The 24,731-nt window shown below is 66.4% G+C and carries 25 protein-coding genes; 14 read left to right on the top strand and 11 right to left on the bottom strand.

From position 1 onward, the window contains the following. Window positions 1-65: 65 nt before the first annotated feature. The 4 genes from NDI89_RS07010 (at window position 66) to NDI89_RS06995 (ending at window position 6,307) form a co-directional block, all read left to right on the top strand. Window positions 66-1,163: a CNNM domain-containing protein gene (locus NDI89_RS07010; RefSeq protein WP_425607754.1), complete on the top strand. Its 1,098-nt coding sequence runs from the start codon at window positions 66-68 to the stop codon at window positions 1,161-1,163. 677 nt (window positions 1,164-1,840) lie between these two features. Next, window positions 1,841-3,736 carry a glycoside hydrolase family 15 protein gene (locus tag NDI89_RS07005; protein ID WP_277520801.1) on the top strand — a complete coding sequence of 632 codons (1,896 nt, stop codon included), beginning with the start codon at window positions 1,841-1,843 and terminating at the stop codon, window positions 3,734-3,736. Between the two features lie 16 nt (window positions 3,737-3,752). After that, complete coding sequence (locus NDI89_RS07000) at window positions 3,753-5,285, top strand: vitamin K epoxide reductase family protein (protein ID WP_277520800.1); 1,533 nt, start codon at window positions 3,753-3,755, stop codon at window positions 5,283-5,285. 2 nt (window positions 5,286-5,287) lie between these two features. Then, a complete protein-coding gene (locus NDI89_RS06995) occupies window positions 5,288-6,307 on the top strand; it encodes an SDR family oxidoreductase (RefSeq protein WP_277520798.1) in 1,020 nt (339 codons plus the stop codon). Here the strand turns inward: NDI89_RS06995 and NDI89_RS06990 are convergent. Further along, complete coding sequence (locus NDI89_RS06990) at window positions 6,304-6,849, bottom strand: hypothetical protein (protein WP_277520797.1); 546 nt, start codon at window positions 6,847-6,849, stop codon at window positions 6,304-6,306. The two genes, NDI89_RS06995 and NDI89_RS06990, sit on opposite strands and share 4 nt — an antisense overlap. Before the next feature lie 121 nt (window positions 6,850-6,970). Between NDI89_RS06990 and NDI89_RS06985 the strand changes: the two genes are divergently transcribed. Together NDI89_RS06985 and fen are read left to right on the top strand one after the other, a co-directional pair. Then, window positions 6,971-7,525 (top strand): GNAT family N-acetyltransferase, encoded by a 555-nt coding sequence (locus tag NDI89_RS06985; protein ID WP_277520796.1) that lies wholly within the window; start codon window positions 6,971-6,973, stop codon window positions 7,523-7,525. Window positions 7,526-7,716: 191 nt separating this feature from the next. Next, window positions 7,717-8,694: a flap endonuclease-1 gene (fen, locus tag NDI89_RS06980; protein ID WP_277521304.1), complete on the top strand. Its 978-nt coding sequence runs from the start codon at window positions 7,717-7,719 to the stop codon at window positions 8,692-8,694. A 77-nt stretch (window positions 8,695-8,771) separates the two neighbouring features. Here the strand turns inward: fen and NDI89_RS06975 are convergent, their stop codons facing one another. The 3 genes from NDI89_RS06975 to NDI89_RS06965 all read right to left on the bottom strand — a co-directional run bounded on the left by NDI89_RS06975 (window position 8,772) and on the right by NDI89_RS06965 (window position 12,223). Further along, entirely contained in the window at window positions 8,772-9,935 is a 1,164-nt protein-coding gene (locus NDI89_RS06975; protein WP_277520795.1) for an NAD(P)/FAD-dependent oxidoreductase, read from the bottom strand. A gap of 290 nt (window positions 9,936-10,225) precedes the next feature. Beyond that, window positions 10,226-11,209: a phosphomevalonate decarboxylase MvaD gene (gene mvaD / locus NDI89_RS06970; protein ID WP_277520794.1), complete on the bottom strand. Its 984-nt coding sequence runs from the start codon at window positions 11,207-11,209 to the stop codon at window positions 10,226-10,228. A gap of 69 nt (window positions 11,210-11,278) precedes the next feature. Next, window positions 11,279-12,223 (bottom strand): coiled-coil domain-containing protein, encoded by a 945-nt coding sequence (locus tag NDI89_RS06965; protein ID WP_277520793.1) that lies wholly within the window; start codon window positions 12,221-12,223, stop codon window positions 11,279-11,281. Between the two features lie 204 nt (window positions 12,224-12,427). On the opposite strand from NDI89_RS06965, the gene nth reads away from it, so the two are divergent. After that, window positions 12,428-13,111: an endonuclease III gene (nth, locus tag NDI89_RS06960; protein ID WP_277520792.1), complete on the top strand. Its 684-nt coding sequence runs from the start codon at window positions 12,428-12,430 to the stop codon at window positions 13,109-13,111. Between the two features lie 101 nt (window positions 13,112-13,212). Continuing rightward, the gene (locus NDI89_RS06955; RefSeq protein WP_277520791.1) at window positions 13,213-13,473 is read left to right on the top strand and encodes a hypothetical protein; all 261 of its coding nucleotides are present in this window, start codon (window positions 13,213-13,215) and stop codon (window positions 13,471-13,473) included. Window positions 13,474-13,545: 72 nt separating this feature from the next. Here NDI89_RS06955 and NDI89_RS06950 read toward each other — a convergent pair whose 3' ends face one another. Next, window positions 13,546-14,352, bottom strand: a complete 807-nt coding sequence (locus tag NDI89_RS06950) for an NAD(+)/NADH kinase (RefSeq protein WP_277520790.1) — start codon at window positions 14,350-14,352, stop codon at window positions 13,546-13,548. 78 nt (window positions 14,353-14,430) lie between these two features. Further along, window positions 14,431-15,741, bottom strand: coding sequence for a M28 family metallopeptidase (locus tag NDI89_RS06945; RefSeq protein WP_277520789.1), 1,311 nt, complete (start codon window positions 15,739-15,741; stop codon window positions 14,431-14,433). Between the two features lie 149 nt (window positions 15,742-15,890). On the opposite strand from NDI89_RS06945, the gene NDI89_RS06940 reads away from it, so the two are divergent. From NDI89_RS06940 to NDI89_RS06925, 4 genes are all read left to right on the top strand, one after another. Beyond that, complete coding sequence (locus NDI89_RS06940; RefSeq protein WP_277520788.1) at window positions 15,891-16,955, top strand: polyprenyl synthetase family protein; 1,065 nt, start codon at window positions 15,891-15,893, stop codon at window positions 16,953-16,955. A 36-nt stretch (window positions 16,956-16,991) separates the two neighbouring features. After that, window positions 16,992-17,678: an HAD family hydrolase gene (locus NDI89_RS06935; protein ID WP_277520787.1), complete on the top strand. Its 687-nt coding sequence runs from the start codon at window positions 16,992-16,994 to the stop codon at window positions 17,676-17,678. A 104-nt stretch (window positions 17,679-17,782) separates the two neighbouring features. Continuing rightward, a complete protein-coding gene (locus NDI89_RS06930; protein ID WP_277520786.1) occupies window positions 17,783-18,202 on the top strand; it encodes a DUF7541 family protein in 420 nt (139 codons plus the stop codon). Between the two features lie 51 nt (window positions 18,203-18,253). Beyond that, complete coding sequence (locus tag NDI89_RS06925) at window positions 18,254-18,514, top strand: DUF6684 family protein (protein ID WP_277520785.1); 261 nt, start codon at window positions 18,254-18,256, stop codon at window positions 18,512-18,514. Window positions 18,515-18,530: 16 nt separating this feature from the next. Here the strand turns inward: NDI89_RS06925 and NDI89_RS06920 are convergent, their stop codons facing one another. Next, complete coding sequence (locus NDI89_RS06920) at window positions 18,531-18,665, bottom strand: hypothetical protein (RefSeq protein ID WP_277521319.1); 135 nt, start codon at window positions 18,663-18,665, stop codon at window positions 18,531-18,533. Window positions 18,666-18,863: 198 nt separating this feature from the next. Between NDI89_RS06920 and rpl12p the strand changes: the two genes are divergently transcribed. Beyond that, window positions 18,864-19,199, top strand: coding sequence for a 50S ribosomal protein P1 (gene rpl12p / locus NDI89_RS06915; protein ID WP_277520784.1), 336 nt, complete (start codon window positions 18,864-18,866; stop codon window positions 19,197-19,199). A gap of 102 nt (window positions 19,200-19,301) precedes the next feature. Continuing rightward, window positions 19,302-19,568, top strand: a complete 267-nt coding sequence (locus NDI89_RS06910; RefSeq protein ID WP_277520783.1) for a DUF7520 family protein — start codon at window positions 19,302-19,304, stop codon at window positions 19,566-19,568. A gap of 22 nt (window positions 19,569-19,590) precedes the next feature. Here the strand turns inward: NDI89_RS06910 and NDI89_RS06905 are convergent, their stop codons facing one another. The 4 genes from NDI89_RS06905 to NDI89_RS06890 form a co-directional block, all read right to left on the bottom strand. Next, window positions 19,591-21,291: a methylmalonyl-CoA mutase family protein gene (locus NDI89_RS06905; RefSeq protein WP_277520782.1), complete on the bottom strand. Its 1,701-nt coding sequence runs from the start codon at window positions 21,289-21,291 to the stop codon at window positions 19,591-19,593. Window positions 21,292-21,379: 88 nt separating this feature from the next. Next, the gene (locus tag NDI89_RS06900; protein ID WP_277520781.1) at window positions 21,380-22,120 is read right to left on the bottom strand and encodes an SDR family oxidoreductase; all 741 of its coding nucleotides are present in this window, start codon (window positions 22,118-22,120) and stop codon (window positions 21,380-21,382) included. Window positions 22,121-22,235: 115 nt separating this feature from the next. Next, window positions 22,236-23,054 (bottom strand): CBS domain-containing protein, encoded by an 819-nt coding sequence (locus NDI89_RS06895; protein ID WP_277520780.1) that lies wholly within the window; start codon window positions 23,052-23,054, stop codon window positions 22,236-22,238. A gap of 149 nt (window positions 23,055-23,203) precedes the next feature. Beyond that, window positions 23,204-24,703 carry a DHH family phosphoesterase gene (locus NDI89_RS06890; protein ID WP_277520779.1) on the bottom strand — a complete coding sequence of 500 codons (1,500 nt, stop codon included), beginning with the start codon at window positions 24,701-24,703 and terminating at the stop codon, window positions 23,204-23,206. Between the last annotated feature and the right edge of the window lie 28 nt (window positions 24,704-24,731).

Below are 24,731 nucleotides of genomic sequence, written 5' to 3'. Positions count from 1 at the left end.
CGCGAAGAATCGGTTTGCAGACAAGCCGTTTATCCGTGTTGCTATTCATATAACTCGCTATGCCGATGCCTGCGCTCGAAGCCGCCATCAGGCTTTTTGCCGGTCTATTACTCATTCTCGCCAACGCGTTTTTCGTCGCCATCGAGTTCGCGCTGACCCGCGCCCGACAGTATTCCGAAGCGGAGTTCGTCGAACCCGGAAGCACCGCTCTCGAACGCGCGTGGGAGATGACGCAGAACTTGGAGATTTACTTGACCAGTTGCCAGATCGGGATTACGTTCTCGAGCATCGCGGTCGGTATCGTCGCCGAACCCGCGCTCACGGCCATCTTCGAACCGCTGTTCGGCGGGACCGTTCTCGCATCGGTCGGCGCAGGGGCCATCCTCGCGTTTCTCATCGTCAACCTCGTCCATCTCACTCACGGCGAGCAGACCCCCACCTACCTCGGCGTCGAGCGCTCGAAACTGGTCTGTCGGTACTGTGCGACGCCGCTGTACTGGTGGACCCGAGCCATCTGGCCGATCATCCAGTTCGGAGACGGGGCGGCGAAATGGACGCTGTCGCTGTTCGGCGTCGAGATGACCGGCGCGTGGCTCGAAACCGAAGCCGACGTCATGCAGGGGCGTGCGGGCCTCTACAAGCGCTTCGGCTCGACCCTTGACGAAGGAGAACTCTCCGAGGAACGCCGGCAGGAGGTCATGAACGCGCTGGCCGTCGGAGACATTCCGGTCGAGGTGATCATGGTGCCGCGCGAGGAAATCGTCGCGCTCTCCACCGAGAACACCCCCGAGGAGAACCTCGCGCTCGTCGAGGAACACTCCCATTCTCGCTACCCCGTGGTCGGCGAGGACATGGACGACTTCCGCGGCATCGTCTATCTCCCGACGATCACGAACCAGTTCGAGGAGCTCATGAGCGGCGACGTCGGCATCGAAGATATCGCCGCGTCGCCGATGACGCTCCCGGCCACGGAGGAAATCAACGACGCCATCGACCGCTTCCAGACGGAAAATCAGGAACTCGCCCTCGTCACCGAGGGCGGCGAGGTCGTCGGTCTCCTGACCTCGACGGACGCCTTCGAGGAGGTCATGGGCGACCTCGAAGACCCGATCGACGAGCGGGCCGGACGCGCGCGCCGCGGTGCGGATCCGACCGGAACCTGAGACGGTCTGACGGATTCGTCGGGCGGTTGTCGTGGGACCTGTCCGGCTATCGGTCTCTTTCTGGTTCCCCGACGGTCAGCCGCTCGACGAAACGGTTCGTACCTATCCGGCCTCGAGGTCGCGGTTGTCTTCGGGGCTGTCGCACAATCGTCCTCATCGCGCGTCTGGAGTACTACGGAGAGATCGGTCAGCGGTTCCAGTCGGCTACAGCAACAACTAATGCCTGATCTCAGCCCCGTAACTGTGAGCGGCTGAAAACAGGGGTCGACCGGATGGGACGGAGTATAGATGTAAGCCGCTAAGCTCGCGACACGGGTAATTATAATATCGCATATATTACGAACCGAGAGAACCGGGAACGCTAACGAGGGAAAATGCGGGACTGAGACGGCGTGACTTGTCGACTGGCCGTATTGCAGTACTATCTTTGGACGTCAGTATCGCCCGCCGAAACCGCGTGGAGCCGCACTCGAGGGGCTCGTACCGGGTCTCGAGAGCGTGGCGCTGCGAACGACGCCGTCTCGGGCGCGCTCGTGGCACGTCTCGAGCGCTACAACGCGTACGTCGCCGGCAGTGCGCTGCCCCTTCAAGCGACTGCCCAATAGGAAAGGCGCTCCGACGGTTACCGATGGACTGGTGATCGGAAGTCGGCACCCGGTCCGGCTCACAGTGTGATCATGCAGTACAAACCTCTCGAGGAGTACGGCGTGATCGGCGACGGGAACACGGTCGCGGTAGTCGGTCGCGACGGTTCGATCGACTGGTGTCCGCTCCCGCACGTCGAGTCGCCGAGCGTCTTCGCCGCGATACTCGATGCCGACCGCGGCGGCCGCTTCGCCGTGCGGCCGACGCAGTCGTTCGAGTCCGTCCAGCGGTATCGCGACCGCACCAACGTCCTCGAGACGACGTTCCGGACCGCCAGCGGAGACGCAACGGTGACGGATTTCATGCCCGTCGCTGACGCGACCGGAACGGACGATCCGCCCCCCGCCGTCTACCGGAGGCTGGACTGCGAGAACGGCTCTCTCGAGGTCGATATCACGTTCGACCCGCGGTTCGACTACGGGCGGGACGTGCCCGAGATCGAAGTCGCGTCCGATGGCGTCGTTGCGGTCGGCGACGACGAGCGAGTCGTCCTCTCGAGCGATCTGCCGCTCGAGCCGTCCACTGACGGCCGTGGGGCGAGTACCACGGTGACGCTCGGAGCGGGCGAGACGCGCTGGCTGGTACTGAGCCACGGTGAGCCGATCCCGCACGAGCCGTCGTCTCACCGGGAGACGCTCGCTGATACCGTCGATTACTGGCGAGAGTGGGCACACGACTGTGACGGTACCGACTGCCCCGTCGCCGGCCCCTGGCACGACTTCGCGGTCCGGTCGTCGCTCGTGCTCAAGCTCCTCCTCCATCGGGAGACCGGTGCCGTGTGTGCGGCCCCGACGACGTCGCTGCCCGAGGACCTCGGCGGCGTTCGCAACTGGGACTACCGATTCAACTGGATCCGCGACGCGGCGTTCACTGTTCGGGCGCTGTCCGAACTCGGTCACCTCGAGGAGGCCCGTTCGTACTTCGAACTCTGTCTCGATCACTGTCGCCGCCACGACCCCGAGGCAGTGCCGCCGGTGTACGGCCTTCATGGCGAGGAGGTCCCCGACGAAACGGTCCTCGATCACTTGAGCGGGTACGAGGGGTCGGCCCCCGTTCGTATCGGCAACGCGGCCAAGAACCAGCGGCAACTCGACGTCTACGGTGAACTGATCCTCGCGATCTACGAGAGCGTCCGCTACGGGGAGCCGATCACGTACGACGACTGGTCGGTGATGTGCGACCTCATCGACTACGTCTGCGAGGGGTGGGACGAGCCCGACGCCGGCATCTGGGAGGTTCGATCGGACCCCGAACAGTACGTCTACTCGAAGGTGATGTGCTGGACGGCGCTCGACCGGGGGATCGAACTGGTCGAAGCGGCCGACGACCTGTCGGGGCCGGTCGAGCGCTGGCGAACGTGCCGCGATGACGTTCGCCGGGCGGTCCTCGAGCGGGGGTACAGCGAGGAGGCGAACAGTTTCGTGCGAGCGTTCGGCGACGAGGAGGCACTCGACGCGTCGAACCTCCTCGTTCCGATCGTCGGCTTCCTCCCGGCCGACGACGGTCGCGTACAGGGGACGATCGACGCGACGATCGATCGCCTGACCACCGACGACGGTCTCGTCCGCCGCTACGAGGGCGACGACGGGCTCCCCGGCGAGGCGAGCCCGTTCGTCGTCTGCTCGTTCTGGCTCGTGAGCGCGCTCGCGCTGTCGGGACGGACCGACGAGGCGAGAGCGCGCTTCGAGGCGATTCTCGACTACGCCAGTCCGCTCGGGTTGCTGGCGGAGGGGATCGATCCGGAGTCCGGCGAACAGCGGGGAAATATCCCGCAGGCGTACAGTCACATCGGGCTGCTCAACAGCGCGCTCTCGCTGGCCGCCGCCGACGATTCGGGTGGCGAGTCGGGAGCGCTCGAACACGACGAGTCGCTTCGGAACGGCGGTTCGAGCGAAGCGATCGTCCGCCGACCGAACGACCGCGAGTGAGAAACGACCGAGACCAATGACCGACGACAGACACGACGATTCGAACGGAGAATCGGACGCCACGACGACCGACGCTCGAGAGCGGCGCTCGAGGGTCGACGACGGCGGCGGAAACGGCGGTGATCGCGACCGGGATACCACGAGCGGTGAGACACGTGGTGGGACCGGCAGTGAAGATGACGACGGTGACGACGGCGGCTCGATGCGGCCGGGCGACATGATGCTCGCCCACCCGACGAAGGAGGTGTGGGTCCAGTACGCCGTCGTCTCGCTGGGCGTCTGGCTCATCGCGAGCGTCCCGGCGCTGAGCTACGGGAGCGCGCTGCTGATGTGGAGTACCGTCGCCAGCGGACTCGTTCTCATCGCGCTCGCGGGACTAACGATTTACCGTGAGAGCGGGTACGCCAACTACGCCAACGGCTTCGTCGGCCTCTGGCTGGTGTTCTCGCCGATCGCGTTCGCGGCACCGACGGCCGCGGCGTTCGCCAACAACACGCTCGTCGGCGTCATGGTGATCACGTTCACGGTCCTGATCGTGATGCGCTCGGAGATGGATGGGCCGACCGTCCCGCCGGGCTGGTCGTACAATCCCTCAACGGGCGCACAGCGAGCCCCGCTGATCGCGCTCGGAATATTCGGCTTCTTCGCGTCGTGGTACATGGCCGCCTTCCAGTTGGGCTACATCGAGAGCGTCTGGGATCCGCTGTACGACCCGGGAACCGAGGCGATACTGACGTCGCGGATCTCGGAGGCGTTTCCGGTCTCGGACGCCGGTCTCGGCGCGGTCGCATACTCGGTCGAGGCCCTGATGGGATTCATGGGCGATCGGCGGCGCTGGCGGACGATGCCGTGGATGGTCGCCTTCTTCGGCGTCGTCGTGATCCCGCTGGGTTTCGTCCAGGTACTGCTGGTCATCATGCAGCCGATCACGGTCGGGACGTGGTGTACCCTCTGTCTCCTCTCGGCCTTCGGCATGCTGTGGATGATCTCGCTGACGGTCGACGAGGTGGTCGCGATGGGGCAGTACGTCGTCCGGCTGATGCGCCAGGGCGACAGCCTCTGGACCGCCTTCTGGATGGGCGGCACGATTTCCGAGGACGAGGCCGGTGTCGACGAATCCGAGACGCGGCCGATCGGTGACTCTCCGATCGGCGAACCGTTCTGGGGCGTCTCGATCCCGTGGACGCTGCTCGGTGCGATGGCGCTCGGCGTCTGGCTCATGCTCTCCCCGACCCTCTTCGGAACGACGGGGCTCATGGCCGACAGCAGCCACCTGGTCGGTTCGCTGGTCGTCTCCTTCACCGTGATCGCGACCGGCGAACCCGCTCGCGCCGTCCGGTTCCTCAATATCCCGCTCGCCGTCTGGATCGTCGTCGCTCCGTGGCTGTTCGCTGGCGTCCCGACGGTCGCCGCGATCAACGCCGTCATAGCCGGGGCGCTCATCCTGATCTGCAGCGTCCCGCGAGGGCCGATTACGGACCGGTACGGCGGCTGGGAACGGTACGCTACCTCCGAGACAGTCGACCGATTGAACCCCCTCAGTAGCTAACCATGTCCGGAACTACCGACTCCGAAGTCGTCGTCGTGACGGGTGCATCGGCCGGCGTCGGGCGAGCCACCGCTCGCGCGTTCGCCGAACGCGGCGCGAAGATCGGCCTGCTCGCGCGGGGCGAGGACGGCCTCGAGGGCGCACGCGAGGAGGTCGAGCGGGCCGGCGGCGAGGCGATCGCCGTCCCGACGGACGTCGCCGATCCCGATGCGGTCGAGGCCGCGGCCGAAACCGTCGAGGACGCGTTCGGCTCGATCGACGTCTGGGTGAACAACGCGATGGTCTCGGTGTTCTCGCCCGCTGCGGAGATGACAACCGACGACTACCGCCGCGTCACCGAGGTCACGTATCTGGGGTACGTCTACGGCACGCAGACCGCGCTCGAGCGAATGCGGCCCCGCGACGAGGGGACGATCGTCCAGGTCGGCTCGGCGTTGGCATACCGTGGCATTCCGCTTCAGTCGGCCTACTGCGGCGCGAAACACGCGATCCAGGGGTATACCGAATCCGTGCGAACGGAGTTGCTCCACGACGACTGTGACGTGCAGCTGTCGATGGTACAGATGCCCGCGATGAACACCCCGCAATTCGAGTGGACGAAAACCCGGCTCCCGAGAAACCCGCAGCCGGTCCCGCCGATCTACCAGCCCGAAGTCGCCGCTCGAGCGATCGTCTGGGCCGTGGACAACGGCGAGGACGAGCTGTGGGTCGGGCGATCGACCGTGAAAGCGATCCTCGGGAACCGTCTGATCCCGCGGCGACTCGACGACTATCTCGCTCGGGGCGGGTACGATTCCCAACAGACCGACGAGCCGGTCGATCCCGACCGGGAACACAACCTGTACGAACCGGTGTCTGGCGATTTCGGCGCTCACGGACCGTTCGACGATCGGGCACGCGATCGAAGCTACCAGCTTCAGGCGTCGATGCACCGGCGAGCCCTCGCCCTGCTCGCCGGTCTCGCGGTCGCGGTCGCGGGTGCCGTTCTCGGTCGGCGCGTCTCATCGGCCGATTCGAACTAAAACGGCGTCTCGACGGTCCGATCGTGGAGATCGACGGTCGCCGCGAAGACCGCGCCGAGAACCGTTCCGAACACCAGGTGGCCGAGCAAACTGCCCGCGGCGATCGACGTGAGGGCCTCGGCACCGCTGGCACCGACCGCGGCGATCCAGGCCGGGAGGACGAGCAGCGGCAGTACCGTCCAGACCGTGAGGCCGTAGACGAATCCCGCGGCTGTCGTCCGGACGACGATACCGATTCGAGAGAGGGCACTCGTTTCGACGTCGGTCCGGAGGACGCCGAGGACCCGGGGCCGCGTAACCAGCAGGCCGAAGACGATTCCCAGCAGTGCCCCGTGTGCGATGTGAATCGCCCACCCGACGAGGCCGACGGGTTCGATCCCGTAGAGGGCGGGAATAGCGGCAGCGAGGACGCCCGGCTCGAGCACCCACATGACGATGCCGAACGCGACCGCGCCGATCGCGCCGCCGAGCGCACCGCCGACGATCCATCCGGCGTGACCGCCGATCCCGTATGCGGCCGCGGTGTCGGTTTCCCCGCTCATCGTGGCGGGGGATACTACGAACGATCCCAAAAGCGTTGGTTACGTCCGCGATCCGGCATCTCAGGACGGCCGGAACGTCCCGATACCGTGGACTGTTGTGGGTCGATCGCGAAGACATCCCGTGGAGTACGAACTGCTCGAGTGGCCGCCGGACGGACCGAAACTCCGACTCGACCACGAACGGTTCAGCTACGCCGGCAAATTCGTCATGACGAACACGGGGAAAGCGGTTGCGCGAGCGGACGACGGCCGGGTCGTCGGCGCGGTCGCATTCAACGAGGATCGCACCGACGCGGACACGCTGTGGCTGCGCTACGTGACGGTCGATCGCGAGCGCCGCGGCGAGGGGATCGGCCCCCGGCTCTGTCGGCTGGTCCGCGATCGCGCCATCGACCGGGGGTACGAGCGGCTCCGGATCGCGGTCAACAACCCCTTCGCGTACGAGGCGCTCTACCGGACGGGATTCGCCTACACCGGCGAGACGACCGGGATCGCGGAACTGGTCCTCGAGTATCCGGCACCGAGTACCGACGCGGACACGAAATGGAACGAACGGGAGCGGTATCAGGCCGGTCTCGAGGAGTTTCGCGACCGTGACCTCTCCGACGAGGAGGAGACCTTCCTCGACGCGCGACGCGACAGCGAGCCGCCGGGCTCTGGAAAATCGTCACGTTGACCGTGGAGTCGGGATCGACACCTGCTGGGATTCGAACCACTTCCGATGGTGCCCGGGACGACGCCCGCGATCGACGACGGCGCGACGCCGCCGATGCCAGTGAGCGCGTCGCCGACGCGCTCGAGCCGGAGCGCCAGCGGGCAGATCGGGAAGCCAACGATTCAAATCCCGGCCGTCCCAAGGACTCGCCAATGGGAAACGCTGCACTCCGGGACATCGCCGTCATCGAGGACATCCCCTTCGAGGAGATCGAGGGCGTCGTCGCCGTCGACGCGCACAACTGGCTCTACCGGTACCTGACGACGACCGTCAAGTGGACCGACAGCGGCAAATACACGACCGCAGACGGGACCGAGGTCGCCAACCTGCTCGGCATCGTCCAGGGGCTGCCCAAGTTCTTCGAGCACGACATCACGCCGGTGATGGTCTTCGACGGCGGCCCCTCCGACCTCAAGGACGACGAGATCGAATCCCGCCGCGAGCAGCGCCGGAGCTACGAGGACCAGCTCGAGACCGCTCGGGAGGAGGGCGACGCGGTCGCGATCGCCCAGCTCGAGTCCCGAACGCAGCGGTTGACGCCGACGATTCAGGAGACCAGCCGCGAACTCCTGGAGCTGCTCGACGTGCCGGTCGTCGAAGCGCCCGCGGAGGGCGAGGCGCAGGCCGCGCACATGGTCAAGCGGGGCGACGCCGATTACGTCGGCTCGGAGGACTACGACGCCCTGCTCTTCGGCTCCCCGCTGACGCTGCGCCAGCTGACGAGCAAGGGCGACCCCGAGCTGATGGATCTCGAGGCGACCCTCGACCACCACGGGCTCACCCTCGAGCAGCTGATCGACGCGGCGATCCTTATCGGGACGGACTTCAACGAGGGCGTCTCCGGAATCGGCCCGAAGACGGCGATTTCGGCGATCACCGAACACGGCGACCTCTGGAGCGTCCTCGAGGCCCGCGGGGATCACATCGAGTACGGCGACCGCGTCAGACAGCTGTTCCGGGATCCCGACGTGACCGACGAGTACGAGTTCGACGCGGCGATCGATCCGGACCTCGAGGCCGCGCGAACGTACGTCACCGACGAGTGGGGCGTCGACGCCGGCGAAGTCGAGCGCGGCTTCGAACGCATCGAGGAGAGCGTCACGCAGACGGGGCTGGACCGCTGGACGTAGTTCTCGTAGTCCGAACCGATTGACACACTCGCAACGCAGTCAGAAGATTCGGTCTGCAGTGACTGTCGGTGACTCCGCTACCGATCGCGCTGCAGTCGCCCCGGAACGAGCTCTCGATAGGCGAGCTCGGCCACGTTTTCGACGTCGCTGACTCCGGAGAGATAGCCGAGGCCGATACTCGTCTTCAACGCCTTTGCCGGTCGTCCCGTGAGAACTCGCGAGCCGACCGTCGCGACCGCGTCGTCGCCGACGCTGACGACCCAGCCGGGCGATTCGAAGCTGAACTGCTCGAGCGGGGCGGCTGCGCTCTCGCTATCGACCGCGGGCTCGAGGTCGTCGGTCACGAGGGCGGTGATGTTCGCGGCGACCGTCCGCGCCTCTCGGACGGCCGCCTGCGCACTCGCCGGGACCGGCCGCCCGTCGGCGTCGACGGCCCGAACTGCGTCCCCGAGGGCGAAGGTCCGGTCGTCCAGTCGGAGGTCGCTCTCGACCGTCGGGCGCTCGCCCGCGAGCGGATCCGAGCCGCGGATACCGCCCGTCCAGACGAACTGGTCGGCGGGAACCTGCTCGCCGGACTCGAGGTGGACGTGCGTCTCGTCGGCTCCCGAAACGGCCGCGCCGGTCCGGACTTCGATGGCCTGTGCTTCCAGCGCGGTCCGAACCGCTTGCTGGAAGTTCTCGTCAAATGTCGGCGCGACGCTCTCGAGTTGCTCGAGGATCGTGATCGTCGCGTCGCTGCGTTCGTCGCGGGCGAGCGCTGCCAACTCGCCGGCGACCTGCACGCCCGAGAGGCCGGCCCCGCCGACGACGATCCGCGGGTCGTCGGCCCTGAGCGCCTCGAGTGCACCCGACCGAATTCGACTCGCGTGCGAGAGTCGCTTCAACGGGGTCGCGTACTCACGAACGTCCTCGAGCCCGTGGTAGGCCGTCCGCGCGCCGAGACAGATCGCCGCGACGTCGTAGGGCAGCGAGCCAGAGGAGAGGGACACGACCCGCTCGTCCCGGTCGATTTCCTCCACGCGAGCGACGCGGACACTCGCCCGTTCGAGAACCTGCGGCAACGGAACCGTGATCGCCGCCGCCAGCTCCGGCCGGCGGATCACCCGGTGGAGTTCGTGCTGGACGAGGTGATCCGGCGACTGGTCGACCAGCGTGATGTCGACCTCCTCGGGGAGGTCCCGCTCGAGCAAGCGCGTCAGCGTCAGTCCGGCGTAGCCTGCACCGAGGACCACGACGTGCATGGGTGAGCGTAGGGGTTCGAGCGGTATAGTTGTGCTCGAGAACGACGGAGCGAGCGAAGCACAGCGATCGCAACTGTGGCCGGGAGCGGGCTCCGAGCATCGCGAGGAGTCTGTGACCCGGGGGAGGGCAGGCACTTGCCCAGTTATCGACCGCGAGCGAACGAAGTGAGCGAGCGGGCCGACGACCGATGTGGAGAGCGCTTCGCGCTCGGAACGGAGGGAGGAGTGCTTTTCATCGAAGTTTTGCCGAGGGTGCGCCGAAGGCGCACCTGCAGAGCAAAAGTTCGTCTCTAGAACAGGTGCTCGTCCTCGTCGAGCAGTTTCGCAGGCCCGCCGACGTCCCAGGTGGTCGTGGAGACGCCACAGTCGGAGACTGCCTCCTCGACTTCCTCGGCGTGTTCCTCGGTGGTGTTGACGTAGACGCTGGCACCGGTGTCCGTCGAGAAGTAGACGGGGATGTCCTCTTCCTCGCGGAGTTCGCGGACCGTGTTGAAGACCGCGAGGGTCGCCGGCTGCCAGTAGACCCACCCCGAGGGCCCGGTCATCGTGGTCGCCGCGAGCGACAGCGAATCGTGTTCGGCGCGTTCGAACACGCCCTCGAAGTCGTCGTTGCGCAGGGAGTCGCGCATCTTCGCGATCTGCTCGTGGATGTGGGCGTTGCGGGCCTGGAACATGTGGCTGTCGGCGGCCTCGCGGTGGGCGTCGTCGGTGTCCTTGTGATAGGGGACGAGGCCGACGATGATCTTGAGGTCCTCGTGGAGGTTCGAGGGAATCCGCTCGGAGCGACAGTCCTCGTCGTTCATCCCGGTGCGGAGATGCGAGAAGGCGCCGGTGACCGCTCGAGCCGCCGAGGCCGAGCCGACGCGGGCGATCGTCGAAATCTCCTGCTTGGAGGCGTCGAGTTCGGCCGCCTCGGCCAGCGCCATCGCCGCGGCCGCGAAGCCCGACGAGGACGACCCCAGCCCGACGTTCGTCGGGAAACTGTTCTCGCTCTCGAGGCGCACGGGATACACGGTGTGGGCGGCGTCGGACTTCGAGCGGGCCTTCTCGACGACGGCCTCGACGCGTTCGTGGGCGCGTCCCTCGAGTTCCTCGCCGTCGACGATGAAGGTGTCATCCTCGTGGTCCATCGAGAACTCGACGGTCGTTCGGGTGTGACTGGGGGCCGTACAGACGCTGATACTGTCGTGATAGGGGAGCCGCTCGATCTCGTCTCGCATCCCGTGATACTTGACCAGCCCCTGGATGGGGTGGGCCATGGCCGTGGCTTTCATACCCACATAGCTGGATGACGACCGCTTAAATGTCACGGCATCGTCGTCCACGCTCGCCAGCGGGCCGATCTATTCCCGATCGCCGGACTGCGACTCGAGATCGTCGATCTCGGCCGCCAGCGACTCGATCTCCTCCTCGAGGTCGTTGGACGTGTAGACGAGCGTCTTTTCGACGTCCATGATATCGTCGGAGAGATCGGCCTCGATATTGGCGATCCGGTCCTCGAACCGGGACGCGAGGCGGTCGATCTTCGCGTCGACGTCGTCGTCGGTCGCGGAGCGGTCGTCTCGGAGCGCGTCGAGCTCCCGCTCGAGGTCTCTATCGAGTTCGGCGAACTGCTCGTCGACCGCCGATTCGAGGTCCGCGAGCGCCGATTCGAGCCGCCTGGTGCGCGAATTGACCGTCGACGTGGCGTCGTCGACCCGCTCGGAGAGGATATCGAGGCGTTGCTCGAACGTGTCGACGCGTCCCTCGAGGGCGATCCACTGGTCGTCGAGGGTCTTGACCGCCGCTTCGGTGGCTTTCTCGAGGTCCGCGAGTTGCCCGGCCAGCGTCTTGACTGCGTCCTCGATCGAGTCACAGCGCGTCTCCGTTGCGGCGAGCCGATCCGCGTGATCGGCGTCGGTGGCCTCGAGGTCCGCGACGGACGCCGACAGCGTCTCGAGTTCGTCGCGGGTGTCGTCGAGCCCAGTCTGCACGTCGGCGAGGACGGTTTCGGCAGTTCCGTTCTCGTCGAGAAACGCCTCGAGGGAATCGGTGTAGGCGGCGAGGGACTCGACGGTCGCCTGTAACCGTTCGATGCGAACGTCGTTGCTGACGCGGGCGTCGTCGGGGTCGCTCGATTCGTCTCGAGGCTCCGGTCCGGACGCGTCGTCGACCTCGAGCGCTCGTCTGAGCGCTGCCCGCTTGGTGGCCCCCTGATCGTCCTTGAGTTCGGCCAGCAGTGCGTCGACGACGGCGCTGTCCTGTGGCGATTCCCCCTCAACGTTCCCGGTGTCGTTCTGAATGGTCATGGTCGATCACCCCCGCACCGATTCCGCCGAATTCGGACGCTGCCGGACGACCGGCGAGAATCGTCTGGTATGCGTAATTCAATTATGAGTGCTCGCGGATAATAATAGTACCTACCAGTCGAAAACATGTCGGACCGATGTCCGACGCGGTCGCTGTGACGGAGAACCCGAACGCTCAAACGACGACGCGCCTAGCGGATGCGCATGGGAACCCCACTGGAGACCCGCCGGGAACAGACAGTCGAGGTCGTCGACCGGCTCGAGGCGGAATACCCCGACTCGACGATTTCGCTGCGGTACGCGAACCGACTGGAGTTGCTGATCGCGGTGATCCTCTCGGCGCAGTGTACCGACCAACGGGTAAACGAGGAGACGAAGCACCTCTTCGAGACGTACGACGGGGCCGAGGACTACGCGAACGCGGATCAGGACGAGCTCGCCGAGGATCTGAACTCGATCACGTACTACAACAACAAGGCCAAATACATCCGCAGCGCCTGCGAGACGATCCTCGAGGACCACGACGGCGAGGTGCCGGATACGATGGACGAGTTGACCGAACTGTCGGGTGTCGGTCGGAAAACGGCGAACGTGGTCCTCCAGCACGGCCACGATATCGTCGAGGGAATCGTCGTCGATACGCACGTCCAGCGGCTCTCGCGGCGCCTCGGGCTGACCGAAGAGGAGTATCCCGAGCGGATCGAGCAGGACCTGATCGAGATCGTCCCCGAAGACGACTGGCAGCAGTTCACGCACCTCTGTATCGATCACGGGCGAGCGGTCTGTACCGCACAGAACCCCGACTGTGCCGACTGCGTGCTGGCGGACATCTGTCCCTCCGAGAAGGGCGACGTCGAGATCGACCTCGCCTCCGGCGATGCCTGGTAACTGGCGCTCAGACGAGCAGCGGCACCGATATAGCCGGCACACCGACGCTCGCAAGCCCAACGCCTTTTCAGAAACCGGCGATACCCCCGGCCGGGATCACGATGTCAGACAATACCGACGAACGCGACGATACCGGTAAAGACGAACACGGGCGAGACGTCCAGCTCGAGAAGGAGGAGACCGACCCCGAGGAAGCGCGAGACGAGGAGGGGCTGACCGAGGAGGAAAAAGCGGCCCGCGAACGGGCGGACGAAGAGCAGCGTCGACAGGACATCGAACAGGGGTCCGTCGACCGGGAGGACGACGCCCTCGAGAACGAGAACCCGGACCAGCATCGGGACGAGGAGCCGTACAACAGTTAACGGCAGCGTCGGAGGACAGCAGTCGACTCCGCCCCGTCACGCCTCCGTCGACACCGATATTCCCGGGCGCTCTCACTCGCCCTCGAGTCGCTCGTCCGGAACGATCAGCGTCGCGAGCGTCCCGGCGAGGGAGACCGAAACCCGCGAGTCGACGGTGACCGTGCCGACCGATCGACCGTCGACGACGAGCGTCACGTCGCCCTCGTCGCGTTCGACCGTGAACGTCAGGTCGTCGGTCGGCAGGACCCACTGGCGAGTCTGGGTGACGAAGGGACCGATCGGCGAGACCGCGACCGCGTCGACGGCCCGCGAGAGGTGCGGCGCGTCGACTGCGCTCGCGTAGCCGTGGCTCCCCGCCGGCGTCGCCGTCACGACGCCATCGGCGCGAAAGGTCGCGACGGATCGACCGCGATCGCAGACGCCGTACTCGGAGATCCGGGCCGGTTCGTCGGTGATGAGCGTCACGTCGAAGAGGGCACGCGCTCGCGTCGCAGCGTCCGTCGAGTCGGCGTCGCCGTCCGGCTCGAGGCGCACGCCCAGTATCGATCGCTCGCGACGGACGGCGCGGCCCGCGAGCGCGGCTTCGAGCGCAGCGGGCGCGTCGTCGCGGTCGACCCCGTCGATTCCGGGAACCGAGCCGACCGGGAGCGCGGGAACGTCGACGCCGGCGCGAGCGGCCGCCGATAGCGTCGTCTCGCCGACTGTCACCAGTAGCGACGGCTCCGCCGCGAGAACGTCCTCGAGGTCGCCGCTCGTGACCGTCACGTCGGCGACCGTCGACTCGAGGGAGTCGCCGATCTCGCCGGCGTCGCTCGCGGTCGCCTCGCGATCGACGACGCCGACGATGGGGGAGTCGCCCGCGTTCCACGCCGCATCCATGGCCGCCAGTTCACACGGCCCGCTCAAAAGCGTACGGTTGTCGAACGCGGGGCGGCGATGGAACTCTCCGGCGGCGCCTCACTCGTCGTACGGCCAGTCGCCGGTGATCCGCATTCCTTCCGCGAGATCCTGCGCTTCGAGGTCGGCAGCGATCTCCTCGCGCTCTCGGTGGTCGACCGTCACGTCCTCTCGAGCGAGCGCGACGGCGTACTCGGTCAGGAGGATCGCCTGTTCGCACAGCGTCCGGGGCTCGAGTTTCTCGATGGTGTCGGCGTACGTGTGGCCCCAGCCGCGACCCGGCCCGTCCGATATCGACTTGACGTGACAGCCCGGGATACCGCGCTCGACGAACGGCCAGTGATCGCTGTGGGGACCGACCTTGGGGACGGTGCCAATCGGATGCTCGTACCGTTCTGCGACGTCGTTCGCGACGTCCTGAAGCGCGTCGAACCCGTGCGTAATGATCGAGAGCGTCCGATCGCGGACGACGCCGTCGCTGTTGACCACCGCTTTGATCGCCTCCGGATCCGCCTCCTCGGCGTACCGCGTCGAGCCGACGAGACCGACCTCTTCCGCTCCGAAGGCGACGAACTCGACGCGCGTTTCGAGTTCGTCTTCCCGCTCCGCGAGCGCGTTCGCGAGTTCGACCACCATCGCGGTTCCGGCGCCGTTGTCCATCGCTCCTTCCGCGATATCGTGGGCATCGACGTGACTCGTCACGAGGACGCGCTGATCCGTGTCCGGTCCGAGTTCGGCGCGGACGTTCCGGCTCTCTGCGGGGTCGATCTCCGCCTCGACGGAGAGCGTGACCGATTCGCCGTCGAACCGGCGACCGAGCCGCGCGCCGACCTCGCTCGAGACGCCGACGGCCGGAATCGGGCCGATCGGCTCGTCCCTCCAGCCGACGCTGCCGGTCGGCGGGAGACAGCCCTCGACGTGGTTGCGGTAGACGAATCCCACCGCACCGTTCTCGACGGCGTGGTGGTACTTCTCCCGGCGGTGGAGGTACCGGTCGTAGTAGTCGGGAACGTCGCTTCGGACCATGACGATCGCGTCCTCGACGTCGGTCTCTTCGAAATCAGCGGGCAGCCCGTAGCCGAGATCGATCAGGGGCGCGACGACGCGGTCGTCGGGACTGCGCGGCAGGGCGATACAGTCCTGAGCCGTGTCGCCAGTCACGATCGCACTGTCGCCACGCGTCCAGCCCTGTATCTCGAAGGGGTCGAACCGAGCGTTTCGCGCGCCGGCGTCGGCCAGCGCGTCTCGTGTCAGTTCGGCGGCCTCCCGTTCGCCCTCGCTCCCGGCCATTCGATTTCCGATATCGACGAGTCCCTCGAGGTGGTTCCACCCGACGTCGCTCTCGAAGACGGTACCGATCCAGGCGGTCATGACTGAAACGTGGACAGACGGCCGTGTAACTGTATCGCTCGAGTTGAGGACTATATATTCGTATACAAATACATGGCATGTTAATAACTATCACTGATTGATACGACAAACTGCGAATCTTTTTTACGCCGGTCCCTCTCGGACTCGATATGCGGGAGACGCTTGCCGACTGGCGGCCGGCCATCGACGAGGCGATCGCCGACCTGGTCCCACGCGAAATCGACGCCGCCTACCTCGAGTCGTTCTTCGGCGTGCCGACGTACGAGTACGATCCCGTCGGACTGCAGCGAGCGCTGTCGACGCCGCTGTGGGAGCTGCTCGATCGGGGTGGGAAGCGGTGGCGTGCGGTCCTGTTTCTCGTCTTCGTCGAGGAGTTCGGCGCTGACCCGGCCGAGTATCTGCCCTACGCCTGTATTCCGGAGATTCTGCACAACGGGACGATCATCGTCGACGACGTCGAGGACGAGGCCACGATCCGACGCGGTGAACCGGCACTGCATCGCATCTACGGCCGGGATGTCGCGCTCAACGTCGGCAACGCGATGTACTTCCTGCCGCTGAAGATCATCGCGCAGGATCCGGCCGACCTCCCGGCCGACCGTCGGCTGGCCGCCTACGAGATGCTGATGCACGAACTCAACCGGACGCATCTGGGGCAGGGGATGGACATCGCCTGGCACAACGAGCGCGAAGTCCGAGTCGGTATCGAGGAGTACCTCGAGATGTGCGCGTGCAAAACCGGCTGTCTCGGTCGGATCGTCGCCCGCCTCGCCGCGATCGTCACCGACCAACCCCCGTCGGTCGAGGACGCCGTCGCGAAGTACGCCGAACTGACCGCGGTCGCCTTCCAGATCGGCGACGACATCCTGGACGTCGAGCACTCGCTGGGCCGGGCCGGCGAGTTCGGCAAGGCGTTCGGCAACGACATCCGCGAGGGCAAGAAGACGCTCATGGTCATCCACGCGATCCGGGAGAGCGAGCGCGAGCGCGCCCGACGGTTGCAGAATATCCTGGAAAAGGACGAGAACACCGACGACGAGGTCCTCGAGGCCTTCTCGATCCTCGAGGACGCAGGGAGCATCGAGTACGCGCGTGAACGCGCACTCGAGCTGGCTGCACAGGCCCGCGCGGCGATCGACGGGCTGGATTTCGACGCGGAGACGACCCGGAAACTGAACGAGTTCACGGAGTTCGTCATCGAACGCGACGAGTAGCGCCGCGAAATCATCGGATGCAAGAGCTGACTCCCCGTGAAACGCATCGAAACGGTTCTCTTCGATCTCGACGGCACTCTCCTTCGATACGAGCGATCTCCGGGAGAGGTACTCCGGGCCAGCTTCGAGCGAGTCGGGACCGACCCCCTCTTTTCGGTCGGAGACTACTACGACCGGTTCGACGAGTTCGCCGGCCGGTGTGATTCGATGGTCGAGCTTCGCTCTGACTGCTTCGCCGCTCTCGCCGCCGAAAACGGGCACGATGCAGCCCTCGGACGAGCGGTGGCGACGGCGTTCGACGCCGAACGCGACCAGTCGAACGTGGAACTGTTCCCTCGCGCCGGGGAGGTGCTCGAGACGATCGGCACCCGGTACGCGGTCGGAATCGTGACGAACGGGGCGCGAGACGCACAGCGGCGGAAAATAGACGCCGTCGGACTCGAACACTGGGCTGAAACGATCGTCATTGCCGGTCAGGACGTTCCACCGAAACCGGCCTCCGAACCGTTCGAACGCGCGCTCGACGCGCTCGACGCACCCCCAGAGACCGCCGTTTACGTCGGCGATTCGCTCGAATCGGATGTCGGGGGTGCCACGGCCGCTGGGTTGCACACCGTCTGGGTATCCGGTGGTGATACCGATGCCGACGGACCGAGGCCGACCTATCAGATCGAGAGGATCGGGAACCTCCTGCCGACCCCGTGGAACCGATCGGACTCCTGACGGCGTTCGGCCGGCCGCGAGGGTTCGACAGTCAGGTACTCGAGACTCTCTCGAGAGACGGCCGGTAGGGCCAGATACAATCCCCTCGACGTGGAACGCCGAGTATGGCCGACCACTCGAGCGGGGCACCGACTGCGGGGACCGACGCCGCGAGGCCGTGGCCCCTTCTCGTGGCCGTCGGACTCGCCGGCTCGGAGGTCGGCATCGTCGTCGACCTCGCCCCCGTCGCCGTCGCCGGGCTCGTCGTGTTCGCCGCGAGCGTCGCCGGCATCCTGGCCGATTCGGGGTACGTCGACCGGCCACTGGCGCTCCTCGCCAAATTCGGCGCGGCCTTCGTCGTCGTCGGTGGCGTACTGGCCGCTCACGGGACCGGAGCGGTCCCGATCACACCCCTCGAGCCCCTCTCCGGGCTGACGAGTCGGGGCATCGCGCTCGTCCTCGCCGGCTTCGTGGCGGTCGTCGGGGCCGGTCTGGTATCGGCACGAAGGCCGCGGCGGCGACGGAGCGACTCACACGATGACTGAGCGGCTCGCTTGCAGAATGCCGCCTCGACCTATCGATCAACCCACACAACTATGAGTCGACGCGCCTTCGAAGCGGAAATCACGCTCGACCTCGCGGTCAACCTGATCCCGTTTACGATAATCGCCTTCTTCGTCGCCGTCTTCGCGGTCTTCAACCCGTGGGGGTTCGACCCGCTCCAGTCGACGATCCAGTTCGCGATCCTGCTGGTGACGATGGGAACGCTCGGGGTCGTGACATGGATCGCGGCCAGAGTGATCGAAACGGACGAGCGAACGCGGCACGATACGTCCGAGACGTCGTCCGATCGGTAGCTGCCGGCCGTCGGACTCAGTTGACGATGAGGACGAACCCGGTCACCGCCATCATGATCGCGATCCCGACCAGCAGTAGCAAGACCAGTTCCTTTTCCGTCAGTCGTCGCTGGAATAGCAGCCCGTCGGACTCGGATCTATCGGAACTCACGGGGGACCACTGTCGGCGCTACACCGCAGTCACGGAAGAACGTTTCCCGGACTGTGGCTGCCGCTCGTTCGCTGGTCCCCACTATCCTCGTGGCACGCGTTCGTTACGGGGATAAAGACCGCCGCTTATAAGTCGTTCTCGCTGACCAACGGTGTCTCTTTGTGAGTCAGTGGCGTACCGTCCGAACGGGTGGTACCGATGGAATACGTATACGCAGCCCTCATACTCCACGAAGCCGACCGCGAGATCTCCGAAGACAACGTTCGCGACGTGCTGGAGGCCGCCAACGTCGAAGTCGATGAATCCCGTGTGCGAGCGCTGGTCGCCGCGCTCGAGGACGTCGACATCGAGGACGCCATCGCGGACACGGCGTTCGGTGGGGCCGCGCCCGCTCCGGCGGCCGGCGCTGCGGGAGCGCCGGCGGAAGAGGCAGAAGAAGAACCCGAAGAAGAAGCGGAGGACGAACCCGAACCGGAGGAGGACGAAGACGAAGATGACACGGCGGGCGAAGGCCTCGGCGAACTGTTCGGCTGACCGTCTCACCTTTTTCGCGAGCGATTCGATTCCGAACGGCGTCCCGTCGCTGTAACGGCACCCACAGCAAGAGCCTACATCCGGGAGCGCGTACGGTCGACCGTGTTCGACGACGAACGAGTAGGGGGCCGTCGGGCCGTCGCCGGCCTCGGCCTCGCGCTGATCGCCGCGACCGCCGCCTTCGGTGCGCTGCTCGGGGCGACCCTCCCCGACCGAACCGGACTCGAGGAGCTCACCGTCCTCGCGGTCACTGTCCCCGTCACTCCGCTCACGCTCGCCGCCTACGGTGCCGCCGCCGTCGGTGGCGTTCTCGCAACGCTCGGGACCGTCGTCCTCGTTCTCTCCCGATTCGACGAAAACGGCGTGTAATCGGTGTCGTAACTGCCGCCGCTCAGGCCAGCCCGAGGCTCTCGCTGTACGCGCCGTACTGGTCCTCGAAGACGCCCATGATCTCGCCCATCGTCGCGTAGGCCTTCACCGCGTCGACGATGTAGGGCATCGCGTTCTCGCCGCGCTCGCTGGCCTCGCGGAGCGCCTCGAGCGCGTCCGCGACCGCCGCGTCGTCCCGGTCGGCTTTCACGTCCTCGAGGCGACCGAGCTGGCGTTCGGCCGTGGTCGCGTCGATTTTGAGGGTGTCTGGGCTGGTGTCCTCTTCGAGGGTGTACTTGTTGACGCCGACGACGACTTCCTCGCCGCGCTCGACGCGCTCCTGGTACTCGTAGGAGGCGTCCTGAATCTCCCGGAGGAAGTAGCCGTCCTCGATTCCGTTGAGGATCCCGTCGCGGACCGAGCCGTCGCCCATCTCTCTGATCTCCTCGATGTAGCGCATCGTCCGCTCCTCGATCTCGTTCGTGAGCGTCTCGACGGCGAAGGAACCCCCCATCGGATCGACGATGTCCGCCGCGCCGGACTCGTCGGCGATGATCTGCTGCGTACGGAGCGCGACCCGGACCGCCTTCTCGCTGGGCAGCGCCAGCGCTTCGTCGAAGCTGTTCGTGTGCAGCGACTGCGTGCCGCCGAGGACGCCGGCCAGGGCCTGCATCGTCACCCGCGCGACGTTGTTCAGCGGCTGCTGGGCCGTCAGCGACTGGCCCGCCGTCTGCGTGTGGAACTTGAGCCGCTTGGACTCGTCGGCCTCGGCGCCGTACCAGTCGTCCATCACCCGCGCGTAGATCCGGCGGGCCGCACGGAACTTCGCGATCTCCTCGAAGAAGGAGTTGTGGCAGTTGAAAAAGAAGGACAGTCGGGGTGCGAACTCGTCGACCTCGAGGCCCCGATCGAGCGCGTCCTCGACGTAGCCGAAGCCGTCCGCGAGGGTGAACGCGAGTTCCTGGACCGCCGTCGAGCCCGCCTCGCGGATGTGATAGCCCGACACCGAGATCGGGTGGAACTTCGGCGTCTCGGCGGTACTGAACTCGAGGACGTCGGTCACGAGATCGAGCGACGGGTCCGGCGGAATCACCCACTCCTTCTGGGCGATGAACTCCTTGAACATGTCGTTCTGGAGGGTCCCGCGGAGCCGTTCGCGGGGCACGTCCCGCTGGTCGGCCAGCGCCACGTACATCGCGTAGATCACCGGCGCGGAGGGGTTGATCGTAAACGAGGTCGAGATCTCCGCGAGGTCGATCCCGTCGAAGAGGATCTCCATGTCGCGAAGCGTGTCGACCGCGACTCCCTCCTTCCCGATCTCGCCCTCGCTCATGGGGTCGTCGGAATCGAGTCCCATCAGCGAGGGCATGTCGAAGGCCACCGAGAGCCCGGTCTGGCCCTCGTCGATCAGGTAATGAAACCGTTCGTTGGTCTCCTCGGCGGTGCCGAAGCCGGCGAACTGACGCATCGTCCACGTCCGTCCCCGGTACATCGTCGGATACGGACCGCGGGTGTAGGGCTCCTCGCCCGGGAATCCCAGGTCCTCGAGGTAGTCGAGATCGCCGACGTCGTCGGGGGTGTAGAGCCGGTCGACCTCGTGATTCGACACGGTCGCGAACCGATCCCGGCGCTCGCCGTGCCGGTCGAGGGTCGGCTCGAGCGTCTCCGTCTCCCACCGATCGCCTGCGTCGCGGATCTCCTCGAGATCCTCGTCGTCGTACATGGTCGTAATATTTGCCGACGGCGCAATGAAGGTTCGGGAGCGGTCATCGGCTCTGAGAACGCGGGCGCTTTGTGGCGGAGAACGATACTTAGAGTCGCTCCCGTTCTCGCTCGGCCGCGTGCAGATCCTCGGCCCAGTCGATGTCGACGCGGTGAGCCGGCCTGCTCGACAGCCCCTCGCGGCTGACGATCTCGAGCGTTCGATCGCGCGCGTCGGGCGTGAACGGGGCCGCGGCCATCACCCGCGCGACGTCCGCACGCGGGATCGATCCCGAGACCGTGTCGCCCCCTTCACCGACCACTACCTGTCCGGTCGGCGGTTCGTTCGTCAGTTTTCCGGGCCGGACGATCGTGTACGCCAGTCCCGAGCGCCGCAGTGCCCGCTCCGCGTCCCCCTTGGCTCGGAGCGATCCCCGGAGCACGAGCCGAGCCGGCAGGGGCATCCCCGCCTTCGAACTCCCGACGCCGATCGCGCTCTCGAAGACGACGTACGAAACGCCCTCCGCGACGGCGGCGGTGACCAGGTTGATGACGCCGGTTCGATCGACCAGTTTCCCGCCGGTCACGTGACGCAGGCTCGGCGGCGTCCCGAGCGCACAGTAGACGATATCGCAGTCCTCGACCGCCCCGACGGCGTCGGCGGACTCGAAGAAATCGACGACGGCCACCTCGTCGGCCCCGTGTCGCTCGAGCGTATCGACGCTCGCGTACGATCGCGTCGTCGCGCGAACGGAGAGGTCGGTCGGTCGCAGGACGGAGAGTAGCTCCTCGCCGGTCGCTCCGCTGGCACCGGCGACGAGGACGCGGTCGGACGTGTGTGAACCAGTCATCGAACGGGGTACTGCCCGGACACGGAAAACGCTCATCAGCGATCAATAGCGCCGACTGTCCGTCGGAAACGACTGTGAAAACGCCGGGTTCTACCGATACCCTCCTTCGGGCCCGTTATTCGCCTTCGCCGCCGTCGGATTGCAGTCGCTTCGTCGTCTGGACCAGCGGATGTCGCGCGTAGTCGACGACGTCGATGTCGTCGATTCGCTCCAACCCCTCCTTTTCGGCCGTGCGCGCCATCCCCAGATCGATCTCGTGATCGATGACGATGACGTAGGCGTCCATCTCGTCGATGGCCAGCCGATCGGCCGCGAGCACGCGATGGTGGCCGTCCGCCAGCAGGAGGGTCCCGCCGTTGTCGATCACGACGAGCGGTTCGGCGAGCCCGCGCTCGAGCTCGTATCGCCGGCCCTCGAGCTCGTCCGCGTAGACCCGACCCTGCGTGGGGGTCAGATCTGCGAGCGCGATGGTGCGACGCTCTTCGGTCAGGTCGATCTCGTGGATCTGCTCCAGGGTTCGCATCAGCTTGCCGACCTTCTCGGGCGTCGCGCGTTCGATCTGACTGCGGATGACGTCGGCGTTGGAGATGATCCCGACGAGGTTGCCCGCGTCGTCGACGACGGGCAGCTTCTGGATCCCCGATCGGAGGATGACGCGGGCGGCGTCGGTCACCTTCATGTCGGGGTGGGCGACCAGGAGATCGGTCGCCATCACTTTGAAAATCGGATCGCCGTCGTCCGCGAGCAACAGATCGCGGGCGCTGATGAAGCCATCGACGCGGCGGCGCTCGCAGACGGGGAAGCCGCTGTGCTCCTCGCTTTCCGCGATCCGCGTCGCGACCTGGCGGACGGTCTCGTCGGGCGATACCGTTGCGACGTCGCGTGTCATGTAGTCTTTGACCTTGGGCTTCGTTCGGTCCGACGCGACCTCCATAGTGGGACACACGGGGCCGGCGCGCAAAAGTACTGTCTTCCGTGCGGTCGGGAACTCGCTTCGAGAACCGGACTGTCGTCCGGGTCGCGCGACATTCCGTTCCCGTCAACGAACGTGGGAGCCAGCGCCCGCTCGGTGCGCTAGCGGTCCTACGCCGACTCGCCGTCTTCCGGCTCGCCGCGCTGGGTGAACAGCCACTCGCTGGTCTGCGTGTAGGCACCGACCGGGACCCCCGGCCGCGAGTCGATTGCCTCGAAGAATCGGTTCGTGATGACCTCTTCGACGACGCTGACGATCGACTCGATCTCCTCCTCGTCGTCCGCACTGCCCAGAATACCGATCTCGAGTTGCGCGCCGGCCATATCGGCGTGGCCGCCGGCGCTCCCGATCCGATCGAACGCGTCGCGAAGCGTCTCCCCGAGATCGACGTCCGCGGCCCGGGACCGGGCCGACAGGAAGACCATCTCGTCGGCGAACCCGAAGACCAGCGTCGTGTCGACGCCCTCCATCGCGAGCAACTGATCGGCCGCCTGGGGGAGCGCATCTCGGTCGCCGATCCGACCGACGCTGGCGACGGCGACCGAATCCCGCTGCACCCGGTTCTTGATCGCCCGTGCGATCGTCTCTAAGGTCTCGCCCTCGAGCGAGGGCTGTTCGATCTGATCCAGGAGCGAGGTATCGACGTGGGGCCACAGCAGCGACGCGGCCCGAAAGTCGGCCGGCGAGACTTCCCGCGCGAAGTCGTTCGTGTCGACCCGGATTCCGTACAGCAGGGCCGTCGCCGTCGCCGGATCGAAGTCGAGATCGACGTGATCGAGGTACTCGGTCAGGACGGTGCTGGTCGCGCCCGCCTGCTGGCGGAGATCGACGAACTCGCCGGGGACCGGTCCGCGAGGCGGATGGTGATCGATGACGATGTCGACGTGGAGATCCGACGGGAGCTGGTCGTTGACGCCGGGCCGGGAGTGATCGACCAGTGCGAAGGCCGAGTACTCCCCGAGCGAGTCGTTTCGGTCCAGGTTTCGCAGGTTCAGGCCGAGGAGGTTGACCATCGCCCGGTTCTCCTGGTGGGAAATGTTACCGAAGTAGCAGGCGTCGGCGTCGACGCCGACCGACTCGGCGATAGCGACCAGCGCGACCGCGCTCGCGATCGCGTCCGGATCCGGGTTGTCGTGGGCGACGACCGCGAGCCGGCCGTCGATTCCCACGAGTTGCTCCCGGAGCTCGATCGCGGATTCGGCCGTCGGCATCGCCGTTCCGCCGATCACCCGATCGGCCATGGCGGTCGTCGGATCGACGACGTGGTCCGCCAGCTCGTCGAACCGCTGTCGGTCGGCCGCCGTCGCGTTGCCGCCCAGATACGCCACGATCGACGCCGCGGGGAACCGCTCCCGGGCCGCCTCGAGGGCGGCTCGGTTGACGTCGGTGCGGTCGCTGGCGACGAAGATAACGTCCGGGTGATCGACGTTCTCGATCGCGTCGGGATCGGACGGATCGGCACTGCGAGCCGGCACGCTTTCCTCGCGCAACGTTTCCACGACGCTCTCGTCGTCGGTGATGACGAGTCGCCGGTCGCCGTCGCGCTCGGGCAGCCGCTCCGTCACCTGTCGGCAGATCGTCCCGCAGCCGAGCACGAGCCGGAAAACCATTTGTCGCGGCTTGCAACCCCTGCGGGTA

Source organism: Natrinema salsiterrestre, assembly GCF_029502005.1.
In the GTDB taxonomy this organism is placed as follows: Archaea; Halobacteriota; Halobacteria; order Halobacteriales; family Natrialbaceae; genus Natrinema; species Natrinema salsiterrestre.
This window is presented reverse-complemented; position numbering and strand designations above follow the sequence as displayed.

Coding starts and splice junctions, on each gene's coding strand:
- NDI89_RS06925 (WP_277520785.1), top strand. CDS start 18,254: ATGAGTCGACGCGCCTTCGAAGCGGAAATCACGCTCGACCTCGCGGTC.
- NDI89_RS06975 (WP_277520795.1), bottom strand. CDS start 9,935: ATGCACGTCGTGGTCCTCGGTGCAGGCTACGCCGGACTGACGCTGACG.
- nth (WP_277520792.1), top strand. CDS start 12,428: ATGGGAACCCCACTGGAGACCCGCCGGGAACAGACAGTCGAGGTCGTC.
- NDI89_RS07000 (WP_277520800.1), top strand. CDS start 3,753: ATGACCGACGACAGACACGACGATTCGAACGGAGAATCGGACGCCACG.
- NDI89_RS06895 (WP_277520780.1), bottom strand. CDS start 23,054: ATGGAGGTCGCGTCGGACCGAACGAAGCCCAAGGTCAAAGACTACATG.
- NDI89_RS06995 (WP_277520798.1), top strand. CDS start 5,288: ATGTCCGGAACTACCGACTCCGAAGTCGTCGTCGTGACGGGTGCATCG.
- NDI89_RS06890 (WP_277520779.1), bottom strand. CDS start 24,703: ATGGTTTTCCGGCTCGTGCTCGGCTGCGGGACGATCTGCCGACAGGTG.
- NDI89_RS06965 (WP_277520793.1), bottom strand. CDS start 12,223: ATGACCATTCAGAACGACACCGGGAACGTTGAGGGGGAATCGCCACAG.
- NDI89_RS06990 (WP_277520797.1), bottom strand. CDS start 6,849: ATGAGCGGGGAAACCGACACCGCGGCCGCATACGGGATCGGCGGTCAC.
- NDI89_RS06955 (WP_277520791.1), top strand. CDS start 13,213: ATGTCAGACAATACCGACGAACGCGACGATACCGGTAAAGACGAACAC.
- NDI89_RS07005 (WP_277520801.1), top strand. CDS start 1,841: ATGCAGTACAAACCTCTCGAGGAGTACGGCGTGATCGGCGACGGGAAC.
- fen (WP_277521304.1), top strand. CDS start 7,717: ATGGGAAACGCTGCACTCCGGGACATCGCCGTCATCGAGGACATCCCC.
- NDI89_RS06930 (WP_277520786.1), top strand. CDS start 17,783: ATGGCCGACCACTCGAGCGGGGCACCGACTGCGGGGACCGACGCCGCG.
- NDI89_RS06900 (WP_277520781.1), bottom strand. CDS start 22,120: ATGACTGGTTCACACACGTCCGACCGCGTCCTCGTCGCCGGTGCCAGC.
- rpl12p (WP_277520784.1), top strand. CDS start 18,864: ATGGAATACGTATACGCAGCCCTCATACTCCACGAAGCCGACCGCGAG.
- NDI89_RS07010 (WP_425607754.1), top strand. CDS start 66: ATGCCTGCGCTCGAAGCCGCCATCAGGCTTTTTGCCGGTCTATTACTC.
- mvaD (WP_277520794.1), bottom strand. CDS start 11,209: ATGAAAGCCACGGCCATGGCCCACCCCATCCAGGGGCTGGTCAAGTAT.
- NDI89_RS06905 (WP_277520782.1), bottom strand. CDS start 21,291: ATGTACGACGACGAGGATCTCGAGGAGATCCGCGACGCAGGCGATCGG.
- NDI89_RS06940 (WP_277520788.1), top strand. CDS start 15,891: ATGCGGGAGACGCTTGCCGACTGGCGGCCGGCCATCGACGAGGCGATC.
- NDI89_RS06945 (WP_277520789.1), bottom strand. CDS start 15,741: ATGACCGCCTGGATCGGTACCGTCTTCGAGAGCGACGTCGGGTGGAAC.
- NDI89_RS06950 (WP_277520790.1), bottom strand. CDS start 14,352: ATGGATGCGGCGTGGAACGCGGGCGACTCCCCCATCGTCGGCGTCGTC.